Here is a 14,878-nt window from a genome sequence, read left to right as displayed (position 1 = left end):
TTAGCCGCTTTTTTATTTACTGTTTAACACTTAATTAGTATTTAGCGCGTTTTAAGCGTTTACCCACACCAAGCAGTGCAATTAAGCAAAAACCAACACCCATACTCCCACCCGAACTGCTTGATGAGCCAGCCTCTGCTGATGAATCGTCCTGGCTTATTAATGTATTGGCTGTTGGGTTTAAGTTGGCAGATGAAAGCGGGTCGTCATCTAATACCACCACACTATTAATAGTTACAAAGTTAGCGCTGCTCAGAGCGACATCGCTACTTGAGCATTGTTCACTGGTTATATCAACCAATGGGATATCGCCGCAGTGTACCAATCCAGCAATATTATCGAGCGTAGCTTGGCTTTGCGCTGTAATTTGCCCAAATACGGTAAAACCGCCATTTTGGGTATCAAGCGCTTCGCTATTATCAACCATATTAAAAAACCACTGGCTCGTTGCGCTGTTTTCATCGTTGGCTAATTTAGCCATCGCGATTGTGCCCTTCACATTAGATAAAACAGGCTCATTAACAACAGTAGGCTTGGTGGTTATTGGCACTAATTCGTCGGTAAATGTAAAGCCACCGCCTTGTATTACAAAGTCGCTGACTGAGCGATGTATTACGGTTTGGTTGTATGCGTCATCTTCAATATAACTTAAAAAGTTAGCAACCGTATTGGGGGCTTGTTGATCAAACAAGTTAAGCTCTATCACCCCGTGCGAAGTTTGCATTTCAACAATAGTGGCTTGGCTAGTAAAGCACGCAAACGCAAGTAGTGAGCCAATCAGGCACTTTTCCATTATGAGTCCTTTTTGTTATTGTTATTTAAATTAAGTGTTAATTCTAATCCACACTATACGCCAAGGAAAAGCATTTAGAAGGCACAACTACAATTAACACACTTTTAGTTACACTTCATTACATATTCTTTTAAATAACACTCGCTGTATTCGCTTAGCGTAAAGCATTTAATAATTTAATATTACTTTTAAAACTCGAATATAAAAAAGTATAAAATAAGTACGTTATTTATCGCTAAATTAGTTTAAACTAACCGCCTAATAAATTAAGCACACCATAATAAATGGGTATTTCATGCGTATAATTATTTTATTTTCAGTTATTTTATCTGTTATAGGTTGTACAAACTCACCTTTAAACACCTCCACTGCCCCACAGTATATTACTGTATTACATACTAACGATAATCACGGGCGCTTTTGGCATAACGAAAAAGGTGAATATGGTATGGCAGCGCGTAAAACGTTAATTGACGCTTTACGTAACAAAGCTCAACAGCAAGGCCATGCAGTATTACTGCTTTCTGGCGGTGATATTAACACCGGTATACCTGAGTCAGACTTACAACACGCAGAGCCTGATTTTAAGGGAATGTCGTTACTCGGTTACGACGCCATGGCAATTGGTAACCATGAATTTGATAACCCACTGAGCGTTTTAGCTAAGCAGCAGCAATGGGCTACCTTTCCTTTACTGTCTGCAAATATTTTTGACAAAGCAACTGGGGAAAGCGCATTTCAAGGCTATAAAATTTTTGAAAAGGGGGGCTTAAAAATTGCGGTTATAGGACTTACCACAACAGACACCGCTAAAATAGCTAACCCACAATATATTGGCCATTTAGAATTTAAAGACCCTGTTGATGTGACGGCAGCTCTCGCTAAAAAAATTAATGAGCAATACAACCCCGATATCACTATTGCACTTACTCACATGGGTCATTATGTAGATGCAAACTTTGGGATTAATGCCCCGGGCGATGTCACACTTGCCCGCTCTTTACCCGCTAATACCTTAGATATGATTATTGGTGGTCACTCGCAAGAGCCGGTTTGTATGGCAGCAAAAAATAAAAATGACGATAACTTTAAACCCGGTCTTGCGTGTAAGCCCGATCAGCAAAACGGCACATGGATTATGCAAGCACATGAGTGGGGCAAGTATGTGGGTAAGGCAGAGTTTAAGCTAGAAAACGAAAAGCTCACCCTACTTGATTATAAATTGTTGCCAGTTAATTTATATGTTGATGAAATTCAAGCCGATGGGTCTAGTAAACAAGTATTAGCCAACGAATACATTAAACCCGATCCGACCCTAGAAGCTTTTTTAGCAAGTTACCAAATAAAAGGCGCAAAACAAATTGCAGGTAAAATTGGCAGTGTTGATGCGCGTTTAGAGGGCGATAGAAACAAGGTACGTTACCAACAAACTAATTTAGCGCGTTTGATTATACAGGCACAAATGAATGTAGTTGGCGCCGACTTTGGCCTTATTAGTGGTGGCGGAATAAGAAGCTCTATTGAAGCTGGCGATATTAGCTATAAAGATATTTTAAAAGTACATCCGTTTAAAAATCGCATTACTTACATGGACTGGCAAGGGCGTGATTTATGGAACTACTTAGAAACAGTGACCAGCTTCCCAGTGGATGCAGGTGCCTATTTGCAATATCACAAATTAGCGTTTACCCGTAAAAATGGCAAATTAGTCAGTGTACTCATTGATGGTAAGCCACTTGATGAAAATAAAACTTACCGTATGAGTTTAAATAGCTATAACGCATCAGGTGGTGATGGTTACCCTGCTATTAATAAACTCAAAGGGTTTGTTAGCACAGATGAAACCGATGCCCAGGCACTTAAAACCTTTGTATCGCAAAATAGTCCACTTAAAGCTGCGCAGTTTGCACCTAAATAACAAAACGTTATTAAAAGATAATGTTTAAGGAAAGTAGCTGACTACTTTCCTTTTATTTCTATGTTTCCCTTTGCAATATTTATTAAACCGTAACTGTGTAAACGTGAGCGAGAGCCCTCGCCATATGCTTTAGGCGGATAATAAATGTCTTTCATATCAGGGTGTTCGTTTAAGACTTCGTCTAGGGCTGCACGAATTTCACTGAGTGTTTTTTCTAAGCTGCTATTAAAATTTGGCCGCTTGCGTATAGTATGCCCAAGCTCAATCAACCTATAAAAGTACTTATTAGCAAGCTCTATAAGCTCATCTGGCACGTATTTATTTTGATTTAGCACAACATCTTTATTATCACGACAAAACTCTATTAATGCTAAATAAAAGCATAACGGTTTGTTAGCTAAACACACTGTAGCGTCAGGCATATAACTATTACTGAGTGTTTTAGTGTTTAAATCAATGATCAATGCCAGCTCTTTTGGTTTCCCTAAGTCAGTATCAGCGTTTAGTGATGGGCCTTTAGCATCTACACGCATACCTATAATAGACTTCAGCCATTTGCTAAATAAAATACTCAAAACTAAAAATAACAAGCAAATCAAAAACCTGTTTTCTGACCAAAAATGTGCGTTTTTCTCAAACACTAAAGAGACATGGGTAGTGCTCGACTTGAGTGTTCTTATAAACTGGTTTGGCTTTAAAGTTAAAGGTTTAGCAGATTTTGGCACAATTTTAACTAAGCGAAGGTTATTGTCTAAATAGCCGTTGAGCTTTAATAAGTAGTCTTGCACTGCATGTTGGTTACCCGAGTGCTTTAAAAGCTCATTAGAGAGCGCAATTAACGGTAAATCCAGCGCAACTTGTTTTTCGGTTTCAATAACCTGGCGTTTAATAGCGTCACTCTGCTCATTAATTACAGACACATAAAACACTAAACAGTTAATAATAAAAACAGCGCAGCCAAAAAAAACATATTTATACTTATCCATTTTTAACGCTCTCATCTTTAGCTGTTACCTGCTCTGAACTGCAATCCCAGTACGATTGCGCCTCTTTGTAATAACTCAGTGTCTGCTCCTTTGACATATCAAGAATATGACGCTGTACAGCACATAAAAGGTCTGTATTGTTTTGCTGCATTTTTAGATACCAGCGCGAACCTGAAATTTTATTACTTAAAGGGGTTATATAATTTTTTGAAAAACGAGCAGCATCACTTTCTTTCCAAAAAGACGCAATAATATCGACCTGCCCATTAGCTAATAAGTCACGAAGCTCGCTGTGCGAACTGGCGTAAGTAATATCTAAATTGGCTAAGTTAATATTTAAATCTTTAAACATTTTCTTTGGAAGTATATGGCCAGAGCGACTTGTAGGGTAATCTAATAAGCCTATACGCTTATCTAAAAAGTATTGTTTTGTTAAGCGTGGCTTTTCTTTTGAGGAGATAAAAAATGCGGTGTAATCAGAAAAGCCCACCACAGATTGATAGTTATAAGTTAGCTCTGCATTAAAGGCATCCATTATATTATTTTTTGCAAGTACGAGGTCTGCAATCCCTTTGCCGACAAAATCGAAGCTTTCCGTTGTACTGTCACCCCAGTAACCTTTAACTGAACCGTATTGTTTCGTTACCACGGTATCAAGGCATAGAGACTCTGTAAGCTTCTCTGCCACGCTTTGGGATGGCGTAAATACAATAAGCTGATTTTTGTTTTCACTGGCTGTTGTATAACATTGTGTTGACGTTTTTATTAGTTCTGGGAAATTTATTTCATCACTTTTAACGCTCACCTTTCCAACAGACCATGCAGCAACCATAACCAGAAACAAAAGTGTAACAAACGACAGTTTATGTAACATGACCTTTCCAAACCCCATCAATAAGATGTACCTAACAACCCTAAGGCTTTATTTGAACAATATTATTTACTTATTACAACAGGTAATTTTACCCATCAAAGGTAAGTTATTGATTTAATGCAATTATGAATAAGAAATAATGAATACTCTTGACTCCTTTCTATATTTAGCAAAAACAATCACAATGTTTACACCAGCTAATAGGTGAATAAAAATAAATGCAGGAAACATTAATGCGCATTAAAATTGCTACTCTCGTAGCAACAACGTTAATAATTGGTGCTGTTTTTACAACTTCTAAAGCGTATGCGTGGGGTCAAAATGGTCATCGAATTGTTGGGCATATTGCAGAGCAACATTTGAGTGACGAAACAGTGCAGAACCTGTTGCCACTATTAGAAGGACAATCCCTAGCTCAAATTGCTACTTGGGCAGATGAAATGCGATCTAGTCCTGAACTATTTTGGCGTAAAAAATCTTCACGCTGGCACTACATAAACCTTCCTAAAAATAAAACACTTTCTCTAAATCACGCACATACACACAGCAAAGACGATGTAACAAATATTCTAGAAGGTATTTATTTCTCTATTAATACACTTCAGTCATCTACCTCTTCCCTTAATGAAAAACAGTTTGCTTTAAAGTTTTTAGTTCACTTGGTTGGCGACAGCCATCAACCATTTCATGCTGGGCGAAGTGAAGATAGAGGCGGCAATTTAATTAAAGTTGATTTTTTTGACAACGAAACCAATTTGCATAGCCTTTGGGACACTGGATTAATAGAAAATGAAAACTTAGCTTACACTGAATACGCTAAGTTTATAGATACCGACGATGCAGCATTAATTAAAACATACTTAAACAGCAGCCCTACTACTTGGCTGATGGAATCTCACAAACTGGCCGAAGATATTTATACCTCAACCAGTGATGAAGTGAGCTATAGTTATGTTTTCAAATACAATCCGCTTGTAAAGCAGCGTTTGCAAAAAGCAGGCGTTAGGCTTGCGGGTGTATTGAACTATTTATTTGATTCGTCAGATGACAATAAAAAATTAAAAATAACGACAAAATAACAATCAACCTATAAATAAAAAACCTACACACGGGAATTAATTTATGTTTATACACTCTCTGGAGTATAGCTAAAATAATACAGCTAAAAATGTATTAATTACAAAATGTAAATAATTAATTGTAAAAGGAATTATAAAGTTTGCATTTCATAATACTGTCACATAACGGCGGTAACATAACAATAAGTAATTAATCCAAATTTAGTTAAGTATACAAGTATAAATTGTGCAAATTAATTTTGCATATTACAAGAGTATAAATTCAACAACACTGCTGACTTTATACTACTTAAAATAACAATTTAATTATAACTTTCACGGGAAATGAAAATGAAGACTAAACTTCAAAAAACAGCACTCTCACTTGCTATCGCTGCGTGTGTAAGTGTAAGTGGCGCTGCATTCGCCAACGAAACAACCTCTGCGATTAAGGGTCAAATTACCGGTCCAAACGGTAACCCAGCTCCAGGTACCAAAATAACAATTTTACACGTACCGTCTGGCTCAGTTAAAACAACAGAAGCAAACGATGCAGGTTACTTTACTGCTAAAGGCCTTCGTGTTGGTGGTCCTTACAAGGTAATCGTTGATTCTGATGTTTATGCTGATCAAGAATTTAATAACATTATCCTAAACATTGGTAACGATTACCCAGTAAATGCTTCACTTGAGCCACAATCAAGCATGGAGCAAATTGTAGTTACTGGCGCGCCTATCAGCTCTATGTCTGGTGGAACTGGTCCAGCATCTACATTTACATTAACTGATCTTGAAAACACGCCTGCTATTAACCGTGATTTAAAAGATATCATTCGTATTGACCCGCGTATCACAATTGATGATAGCCGCGGTTCAATCAACTGTGGTGGTGGTAACCCTCGTTACAACAGCTTAACGCTAGATGGCGTTCGTATGAACGATAACTTTGGTTTAAGCTCTAACGGTTACCCTACTATTCGTGCCCCTTTCTCGTTTGATTCAATTGAGCAAGTTTCAGCTGAGCTAGCACCATTTGACGTACAGTACGGTGGTTTTACCTCATGTAACATTAATGCGGTAACAAAATCTGGTGGTAATGAAGTTCACGGTGGCATCTTCTACGATTTCACAAGTGATTCATTCAAAGGCGACGAAATTGAAGGCGAAGACGTTGATAACGGTAACTACACCGAAAAACGTTACGGCTTTAACGTTGGCTTACCGTTAATCGAAGATAAACTATTTTTATTCACTTCATATGAAAAACTTGAAGGTGTGCAACAGTTTAACTACGACGGTTTAAGCAGCGGCAGTGTAACTGCAGATGATATTGCTCGTATTACAAGTGTAGCTCAATCTGTATATGGTTATGACGTAGGCGGTATGCCTTCAAGTATGCCTGTTGAAGATGAAAAAATCTTAGTTAAATTAGATTGGAACATCAACGAAGATCACCGTGCAAACTTAATCTATAACTACAACGATGGTAATACGGTTTCACAGTCTGATACTGGTTCTAGCCGTGTTTCATTATCTAACCATTTTTACGACCAAAGTGCAGAATTCACATCAATTATTGGTTCTGTTTACTCAGATTGGTCAGATGACTTTTCAACTGAAGTTCGTATTGGTAAATCAGAACTAGATGCAACGGTACAATCGCTTGATGCTGCTAGCAGCTTTGGCGAAATGCAAATTCGTACAGAAGATGGTGGTACGGTTTACATTGGTCCAGATGACTCTCGTCAATCAAATGATTTAGATTACGATACCACTACATTTAAAGTAGCGGGTACTTACTACCTTGACCAACACACAATTACTGCTGGTTATGAGTTTGAAGAGTTAGATGTATTTAACTTATTCGTACAGCATACTGAAGGTGAATATCGTTTCAATTCAATCGATGATTTTGAAGATGGCTTAGCTGACCGTGTTTACTACAATAATGCTGCAGCGACTAACAATCCAGACGATGCAGCTGCAAGCTTTTCATACGCTCAGCATACGTTTTATGTACAAGATGAATACGCATTTACAGACTTAGATGCAAACATCACGTTTGGTTTACGTTACGATAAATACACAAGTGATGACGTACCTAACTTCAACCAAAACTTTACTGACCGCTACGGCTTTAGTAACCAAAGCACGTTCGATGGTATTGATTTACTTCAACCACGTGTTGGCTTCCAGTGGTACGCAACAGACGAATTAGAAGTACGCGCCGGTGTTGGCTTATTCTCTGGTGGTAACCCAAATGTGTGGTTATCTAACTCTTACTCTAACGATGGTATTACTAACATCGGTACATTCCGCAACCCAGTTGATTTATTCAACACGCCAAACGTAAATGGCGGCGCGCCTGGTTTTGAAGTACCGCAAGAGATGTTTGATGAAGTTGCTAACACTGTTATCGGCTCGGGTGATTCAGCAACAAACGCTGTTGACCCAGATTTTGAAATTCCTTCAGAGTGGAAATACTCAATTGGTGCAACATACACAACCGAAAACGAGTATGTAATTTCACTTGATTACTTATACTCTAAGAAGAAAGATGCTGCCTTAATGCGTGACATCGCACTTCAGGATTCGGGCGAAACTACATTTGATGGTCGCCCTCTTTACGAGTCTATTGAAGGCCGCTCTGGTGAGTACCTTCTTACAAATGTAAGTGGCGATAGCGGTGATTCATCGGTTATTTCATTAGCAGTAAGCAAAATGTTTGATAATGGCGTAAGCGTTAATTTTGGTTACGCGTACACAGATTCAGACGATGTTAACCCAATGACAAGCTCTGTTGCTGGCTCAAACTACGGTAACATTGCGCTAACGGATCCGGGTAACCCTGGTGTTGCATCATCTGATTACGAAATTCCACATCGTTTTACTATGACGCTTGGCTACTCTCATGAATTTGTAGATGGTTTTGCTACTCGCTTTAACCTATACGGTGAAGCATACAAAGGCTTACCATACAGCTACACGTTTGATGGTAGCGATCGTAACTTCGGGGATAGCAACTGGAACGGTAGTCGTCAGTTACTTTACGTACCACTTGAAAACGATCCTAACGTTGTTTACGACATGAGCGCTGATGAAATTAACGCGTTTAACGACTTTATCGCGTCTAACGGTTTAGAGCGTGGTGAAATCACTGGCCGTAATGCTGAAAACTCAGATTGGTTTGTTAAATTTAACTTTAAAGTTACTCAAGAATTACCAGGCTTTATGGATGGCCATAAAGGTGAAGCGTTCTTCGTAATTGATAACTTAACTAACCTATTAAACGATGATTGGGGCGTACTTAAAAAAGGTCCTTTCGTTGGCGCTAGCATGATCAAAACCACGATTGATGAGCAAGGCCGTTACGTTTACTCAGGCTTTAATGAAAACAACGCAAATACATCAGTACAATCTGATGCGTCATTATGGCAAATGCGTGTAGGTGTTCGTTACACTTTCTAATCGCATTAGCGTAAAAAACTACTAATTAAAGCCCATCTTTTGATGGGCTTTTTTTTACCAACCAGCTTAATTAAATGATCTATTTTAATGATAGATAAATGTGTTATGAGCTAGGTAAAAAAATTGCTATTTAGCTTTCTAAATGAAAATTTTATAACGCAGATAGCGACACATTTATCCCCTCAAAATGATTAAGTATTATTGCGGATTGGTTTTATAAGGCCTCTTTAAGCTCTTTTAGTGAATTTAGCAATTGGACTTGTTGCTGCTTACTAAATTTTTCAGCTAATTGCCCTTCCCAATTTTGTGCATCACGTGCTATGAGCTTGTAAATTGCATTGCCCTGCTCATTTAACATAACCTGCGTTACTCGCTTATCTTGCTGATTTAGTTGTGCTTCTACATACCCTCTTTGCAGCAATGATTTTATAACTCGCGAAACCGTTGACTTATCCATATTGGCCTGTGTACATAAATCTTTTGCATTGCTTTTGCCATATTGTGCTAAGTTTGCCAACACCCGCCATTGAGGGATGGTTAAGTTGTATTTTTGCTGATAAACACGCGCAAAATCATCGCTTATAAGATTTGCCATTTGGTTCAACTGATAGGGCAAAAACTGCTCTAGATCTATTTCCATTATTACTTTCTCATCGCATTTACACACTGTGAAAACTGTGCATTTTTATTTACAGGCTAAAACATGCGCCCATTTGAAATTACTCTCACTTGAGAGTACTTTAAACTAATTAGGGCCTGTTGACCTTTCAGGATTGAAATTTGTTCAATCTAGGGGCCATTTAATCGCGGCGCGAGGTTTGTAACCTAGTGGGCTAAGTAAAAACCGAGCAACAAAGAGTAAATGGCCCCTAGGCAGAACCCTTCGGGCAGCGCCTGTTTGGCATTTATGCTACGTTATCGCCTATTTATGGGGAACAACCACACTGCATAGGCTCTGCCTTGCCTAATTCCCAAACAGACTGCTGCAAATTCAACTTCGAAAGATAAACAGGCCCTAGAAAGATAAAACAATGTCACTCTCACAGGATCTAAATATGGCCAGCGAAATAAACTACATGAGCGGTTTTGGCAATGAGTTTGAAACCGAAGCGCTACCCGGCGCACTGCCTGTTGGGCAATTTACCCCACAAAAGGTGAAGTACAATTTATACACCGAGCAATTTAGCAGCACGGCCTTTACCGCCCCGCGAGCCGCTAATCGTCGCACGTGGCTGTACCGCCTTCGCCCATCGGTGGTACAAGGTGAATACACCGCTATAGATAACGCACTAATAAGAACAGCGCCTATAACTGAAGCAATTACGCCCCCTACAATGATGCGCTGGAGCCCTATTGATATTCCCACACAGCCCACTGATTTTATTGATGGCTTAATTACAATGGCTGCAAATGGCAGTGCCAATGGACAAACCGGTATTGGTATTCATGTTTATGTTGCTAACAGTTCTATGCAAGAGCGTTATTTTTGTAATGCCGATGGTGAGCTGTTGGTTGTGCCTCAGCATGGCGAACTGTTATTACACACTGAATGCGGAAAGCTCACAGTAAAGCCGGGGGAAATTGCCGTCATTCCTCGCGGGATTAAATTCTCGGTTGATTTAATTGATGAAACCGCACGTGGCTACATTTGTGAAAACTATGGTCACGCATTTGAACTTGCCGAGCGCGGCCCCGTCGGGGCAAATGGCTACGCCAACGACAGAGACTTTAAATACCCTGTTGCTGCATTTGAAGATAAAGAAGGTAGCTTTGAATTAGTCACTAAATTTAACGGTCATTTATTTAGTTGCCCTATCACACACTCGCCTTTTGATGTAGTTGCTTGGACCGGTAACAGCGCACCGTACAAATACGACTTAGCACGTTTTAATGTTATTAATACCGTGAGTTTTGACCACCCAGATCCTTCTATATTTACTGTACTTACCTCCCCTTCAGCCACTGAAGGCATGGCAAATGTAGATTTTGTAATTTTTCCACCGCGCTGGATGGTGGCAGAGAATACATTTAGACCTCCTTACTATCATCGCAATATTATGAGTGAGTTTATGGGCTTAATAGAAGGGGTTTACGATGCAAAAGAGCACGGGTTTGTACCAGGAGGCGCTAGTTTGCATAATTGTATGTCGCCACATGGGCCTGAAGCCGAGGTATTCGAAAAAGCATCTAACGCTGAGCTTGCACCGCAAAAATACGAGAACACGTTGGCCTTTATGTTCGAGTCTCGTTACATAATATCGCCCACTAAATATGCCCTTGAAGGAAAAGAGCGCCAAACTAATTACACTCAGTGCTGGCGTAGTATCACAAAACATTTTACAGGCGAGGAATAATAACAATGAAACTATACAGCTACTTTCGCTCATCTGCCGCATACCGTGTACGCATAGCACTTAATTTAAAAGGCATTGAGCATGATATGCAATTCGTTAATTTACTTAAATCTGAACAGCTAGCGCAGCCTTACTTAGATAAAAATGTGCAAGGTTTACTTCCTGCTCTTGAAACGGACGAAGGCGTATTAGCGCAATCACTGGCTATTTTAGAGTGGTTAGATGAAAGCTATCCGCAAACGCCGTTAATTTATGGCACTGCATGGCAAAAAGCGCAAATTCGTAATATTAGCTATGCAGTGGCATGTGATATTCACCCAGTAAATAATTTACGAGTGCTGAAGTATTTAAGCAACGAATTGGAGGTAGACGAGCAAGCTAAAGCCGCCTGGTATAGGCATTGGGTAGAGCTTGGATTTGAAAAAATTGAATTGATGCTAAGTGAAAACGATGAGTTTTGCGTAGGCAATACACCCACTCTCGCTGATATATGCTTAGTGCCACAGGTATTTAATGCGTTGCGTTTTAATGTAGATATGGCTGCGTATCCAAAAATTGCAGCCATTTATGCACGTTGTAATGCATTACCCGCTTTTAGTGACGCCGCGCCGCAAAATCAGCGCGATGCAGTTTAACTTTTTAATGCGCAGTGAATAACACTCACGTGCTCTATTAAATCAAGGCCCAGTTCGGTTAAATAGCCGCCATCTGGGCTGTCTATCACGCCTTTATCAAACAACCTTTGTGCCGCGCTTAATAAATTTGGTTCAGCATCCGAATGTAACTTAATCCCTTGCATTTTGCTCTCACGTGGAAATTTAGCTAATAACGTAAATTCATCTATCATTGTTTGATTAAATTGCATGTGTTCACCTTTTTATAATTGTGTGTTTAAGTCAGTGTTGTTTAACGCTATTACTTACCCTAGCATGTTTTTTAATCGTGTGTACTATTTTTAAACTATCAAAATTCGAGGTCGCTCATGCGCCATATTATGGTTTTATTTATTTTTTTAATTGCGTTCACTTTAGCCCCTAGCAGTTATGCAAAAACAGTCAAAACGCATTCTATTATTGACGCTAATGAGATTATTAATAATGGTGATATTTGCTGGTACGACAACAAACGTTATAGTGAAGGCGCGCTGGTGCAAGTACATTCTTTTACCTTAGTGTGCGCTGCTAATAACCCGCAACATAATAACAGTGAGCTAATTTGGCTAAAATTAGATAAAAAAGGCAATATTGTTTATCCCACGAAGCCTAAAACCATTACGGTCAATTAGCGCTAAAACAGGATTTACGCTACAATGCGCACAGTTTAAATAAGTAGTATGGCTATGGATAATCAACCAAAAAATCCTCTTCATGGGGTAACGTTAGAACAAATTTTAGTAGAGCTTGAGCAGCGCTTAGGGTTTAAAGCCATGGGCGAACAAGTAAACATTAAATGTTTTACCGACTCACCGAGTATTAAATCAAGCTTAAAATTTTTACGTAAAACCCCTTGGGCTCGCGATAAAGTTGAAGCTCTCTACTTACATACGTTAAGTAACAAACCGCTGCGTAAACCCAAAAGCGCTCAGCGCCCTAAGCCTGCCAGCCAAAGCGATAGCAGTGGCTTTGTTTGGCCAAGCATTAAAAAGTAATACACAAAAATGCACGTTAAACACGTGCATTTTTTATTTTATAACTCCTTACTAATTACATTTAACGAGGCAGGGTCAACTGTAATAGTAAGTGTATCCGCTGTTTTTATTTCACCATCCAGTACATATTTAATTTCTTCGTCTGCGGTTATCGTTACTTTTATAGCGTTGGTATGATGCGAGCTAATTGCTAAATGCGTTTGTGTAATACTACTAAACATAAGTTCAGCAATGCTTAACACGCGGGTGGTGTTTTCATCACTAGGTAGCAGCCAATTAATGTCTAATAGGCCATCTTCGTGATCGGGCTGACCACCCCCTTGAGCTAATAACGTTGTAAATGGCGCAGCATTAGCCACAATAAAGCTATTTGTATTTACCTCCTGCGTTTGATTATCATCAAGGGTGACATAAAGGGTTTGCGCTTTTTGCTCACTAAATGCCTGAAAAAAACCACTTAAATAGGCAAGCTGACCCGATTCGTTTTTTGAGTCTCTATCTGCTTTTTCTACCATTGATTGCTCATAACCAATCCCAGCTAACAACAGCATTAGCTCGTCATTACAATAGGCCGTATCAATTGTTTGGGTTTGCCCATCAATAATAAGATCGCAGGCCTGCTCAACAGGAATGATTTTAGAGCTAATACCCATAAGCACATGCGCTAATGCATTGGCTGTGCCCATTGGAATAATACCCAGCTTGCACTGAGTGTTTACCAACACACTTGCTACTTCTGTCACGGTCCCATCGCCGCCACAGGCAATTATTATATCTGGCTTATCTTTAATGGCTTGTTTAGCAAGCTCAATACCGTCTATTTCTTTGGTGGTGGTTAATACTTCTAAATCATAATACGCCGACAACCTAGCCACTATTAAATGCTCTTTGTCTTGCCACATTTTGGTACCCGACACGGGGTTTGCAATAATAACGGCTTTGTTTTTAATAACTAGCTCGCCCTTTTTATGTCGCTTTGCTAAATGACGAAGCTGATGCTTATTAAGATTTGCGGTTTCGCGGGTTTCTTTTATTTGCGCGAGCACTTGGTGAACATCGGCGTTTTTATCTTGGCTCAGTAAATACGCTGCCATAACAAATACCGAACGCCCTCTGCCCAGTGCACAGTGAACTACCACGCGGCGGTCTTCTTTAATATGATGATGTATCCAGTTAATGGCTTGGTTTAATTGCGAATGGGTAGGCACACTATGATCAAGCACCGGAATATTTAAATAGCTAATATTTTCTTGTGTAGAGCTCCATTCTAAGCCATCAAACTCACACGTTACATCTAATATTGCCGTTATACCGTTTTCTTTTAACGTATCAATATCAGAGGGGAACAATCGGCATGCTAAAAATAAATGGTCGTTAATTTTTTGAATGGGAGGGACTTTATCGTGCTTGCGAGAATACGCATTGTAAATTTGAGCACCCAGTAAAAAAGGCACAAATGCCCAGCGAATATAAAATGGGATGACGCCATTTTCACGCTTTCTAAAAATTTTCGCCAAATTAAAAATATAAGCACCACTGACAAGAATTAACGACAATGCACTCCAGTAAAATACCACTGCAAAATATACCGAGTTAACCTCCCACCCTATAAATATAAAAATTAACGCTAAAATTAAATAACTCGTTGCAGCCCACATATTTTCTCCTTTATTTTTACTGTTTTGGCACATGTTTTACAGTTGTGTATAAGTGTAGTAGCAATTTACACGCCAACAAAAGTTGTTTTTCAGGAACAAAAACAACACTAAGTAACTGATA

13 protein-coding genes are annotated in these 14,878 nt (G+C 39.2%); 7 read left to right on the top strand and 6 right to left on the bottom strand.

The annotated features are described in order from the left end of the window. Window positions 1–34 precede the first annotated feature (34 nt). A complete protein-coding gene (locus tag MTF68_RS05660; RefSeq protein ID WP_248461944.1) occupies window positions 35–793 on the bottom strand; it encodes a peptidylprolyl isomerase in 759 nt (252 codons plus the stop codon). A gap of 295 nt (window positions 794–1,088) precedes the next feature. Between MTF68_RS05660 and ushA the strand changes: the two genes are divergently transcribed. Beyond that, window positions 1,089–2,711, top strand: coding sequence for a bifunctional UDP-sugar hydrolase/5'-nucleotidase UshA (ushA, locus tag MTF68_RS05655; protein WP_248461943.1), 1,623 nt, complete (start codon window positions 1,089–1,091; stop codon window positions 2,709–2,711). A gap of 41 nt (window positions 2,712–2,752) precedes the next feature. Here the strand turns inward: ushA and MTF68_RS05650 are convergent, their stop codons facing one another. Next, on the bottom strand, window positions 2,753–3,697 hold the full coding sequence (locus MTF68_RS05650; protein WP_248461942.1) for a hypothetical protein: 945 nt from the start codon (window positions 3,695–3,697) through the stop codon (window positions 2,753–2,755). Then, window positions 3,690–4,571, bottom strand: a complete 882-nt coding sequence (locus tag MTF68_RS05645) for a hypothetical protein (RefSeq protein WP_004588735.1) — start codon at window positions 4,569–4,571, stop codon at window positions 3,690–3,692. Before MTF68_RS05645 ends, MTF68_RS05650 begins: the two co-directional genes overlap by 8 nt. A gap of 233 nt (window positions 4,572–4,804) precedes the next feature. Between MTF68_RS05645 and MTF68_RS05640 the strand changes: the two genes are divergently transcribed. After that, complete coding sequence (locus MTF68_RS05640) at window positions 4,805–5,650, top strand: S1/P1 nuclease (protein ID WP_248461941.1); 846 nt, start codon at window positions 4,805–4,807, stop codon at window positions 5,648–5,650. A 330-nt stretch (window positions 5,651–5,980) separates the two neighbouring features. Next, window positions 5,981–9,097 (top strand): TonB-dependent receptor, encoded by a 3,117-nt coding sequence (locus tag MTF68_RS05635; RefSeq protein WP_248461940.1) that lies wholly within the window; start codon window positions 5,981–5,983, stop codon window positions 9,095–9,097. A gap of 214 nt (window positions 9,098–9,311) precedes the next feature. Here the strand turns inward: MTF68_RS05635 and MTF68_RS05630 are convergent, their stop codons facing one another. Next, a complete protein-coding gene (locus MTF68_RS05630) occupies window positions 9,312–9,737 on the bottom strand; it encodes a MarR family transcriptional regulator (protein WP_248461939.1) in 426 nt (141 codons plus the stop codon). A gap of 415 nt (window positions 9,738–10,152) precedes the next feature. On the opposite strand from MTF68_RS05630, the gene hmgA reads away from it, so the two are divergent. Together hmgA and maiA are read left to right on the top strand one after the other, a co-directional pair. Beyond that, window positions 10,153–11,451 (top strand): homogentisate 1,2-dioxygenase, encoded by a 1,299-nt coding sequence (hmgA, locus tag MTF68_RS05625; RefSeq protein ID WP_248462126.1) that lies wholly within the window; start codon window positions 10,153–10,155, stop codon window positions 11,449–11,451. A gap of 5 nt (window positions 11,452–11,456) precedes the next feature. Then, window positions 11,457–12,086 carry a maleylacetoacetate isomerase gene (gene maiA / locus MTF68_RS05620; RefSeq protein WP_248461938.1) on the top strand — a complete coding sequence of 210 codons (630 nt, stop codon included), beginning with the start codon at window positions 11,457–11,459 and terminating at the stop codon, window positions 12,084–12,086. On the opposite strand, the gene MTF68_RS05615 is transcribed toward maiA, so the two are convergent. After that, window positions 12,083–12,316 (bottom strand): TIGR02647 family protein, encoded by a 234-nt coding sequence (locus MTF68_RS05615; RefSeq protein ID WP_004588741.1) that lies wholly within the window; start codon window positions 12,314–12,316, stop codon window positions 12,083–12,085. The genes maiA and MTF68_RS05615 overlap by 4 nt on opposite strands. Before the next feature lie 117 nt (window positions 12,317–12,433). Between MTF68_RS05615 and MTF68_RS05610 the strand changes: the two genes are divergently transcribed. Next, window positions 12,434–12,736, top strand: a complete 303-nt coding sequence (locus MTF68_RS05610; protein WP_004588742.1) for a DUF1496 domain-containing protein — start codon at window positions 12,434–12,436, stop codon at window positions 12,734–12,736. A 54-nt stretch (window positions 12,737–12,790) separates the two neighbouring features. After that, window positions 12,791–13,099, top strand: a complete 309-nt coding sequence (locus tag MTF68_RS05605) for a VF530 family protein (protein ID WP_004588743.1) — start codon at window positions 12,791–12,793, stop codon at window positions 13,097–13,099. A 38-nt stretch (window positions 13,100–13,137) separates the two neighbouring features. Here the strand turns inward: MTF68_RS05605 and MTF68_RS05600 are convergent, their stop codons facing one another. Next, on the bottom strand, window positions 13,138–14,757 hold the full coding sequence (locus MTF68_RS05600) for a diacylglycerol kinase family protein (RefSeq protein WP_248461937.1): 1,620 nt from the start codon (window positions 14,755–14,757) through the stop codon (window positions 13,138–13,140). Window positions 14,758–14,878: the final 121 nt, after the last annotated feature.

The sequence above is a fragment of the Pseudoalteromonas sp. 2CM37A genome (assembly GCF_023161885.1).
Taxonomy (GTDB): Bacteria; Pseudomonadota; Gammaproteobacteria; order Enterobacterales; family Alteromonadaceae; genus Pseudoalteromonas; species Pseudoalteromonas atlantica.
The sequence above is the reverse complement of the archived record's forward strand: the minus strand, read 5'-3'. Positions and strand labels throughout refer to the sequence as shown.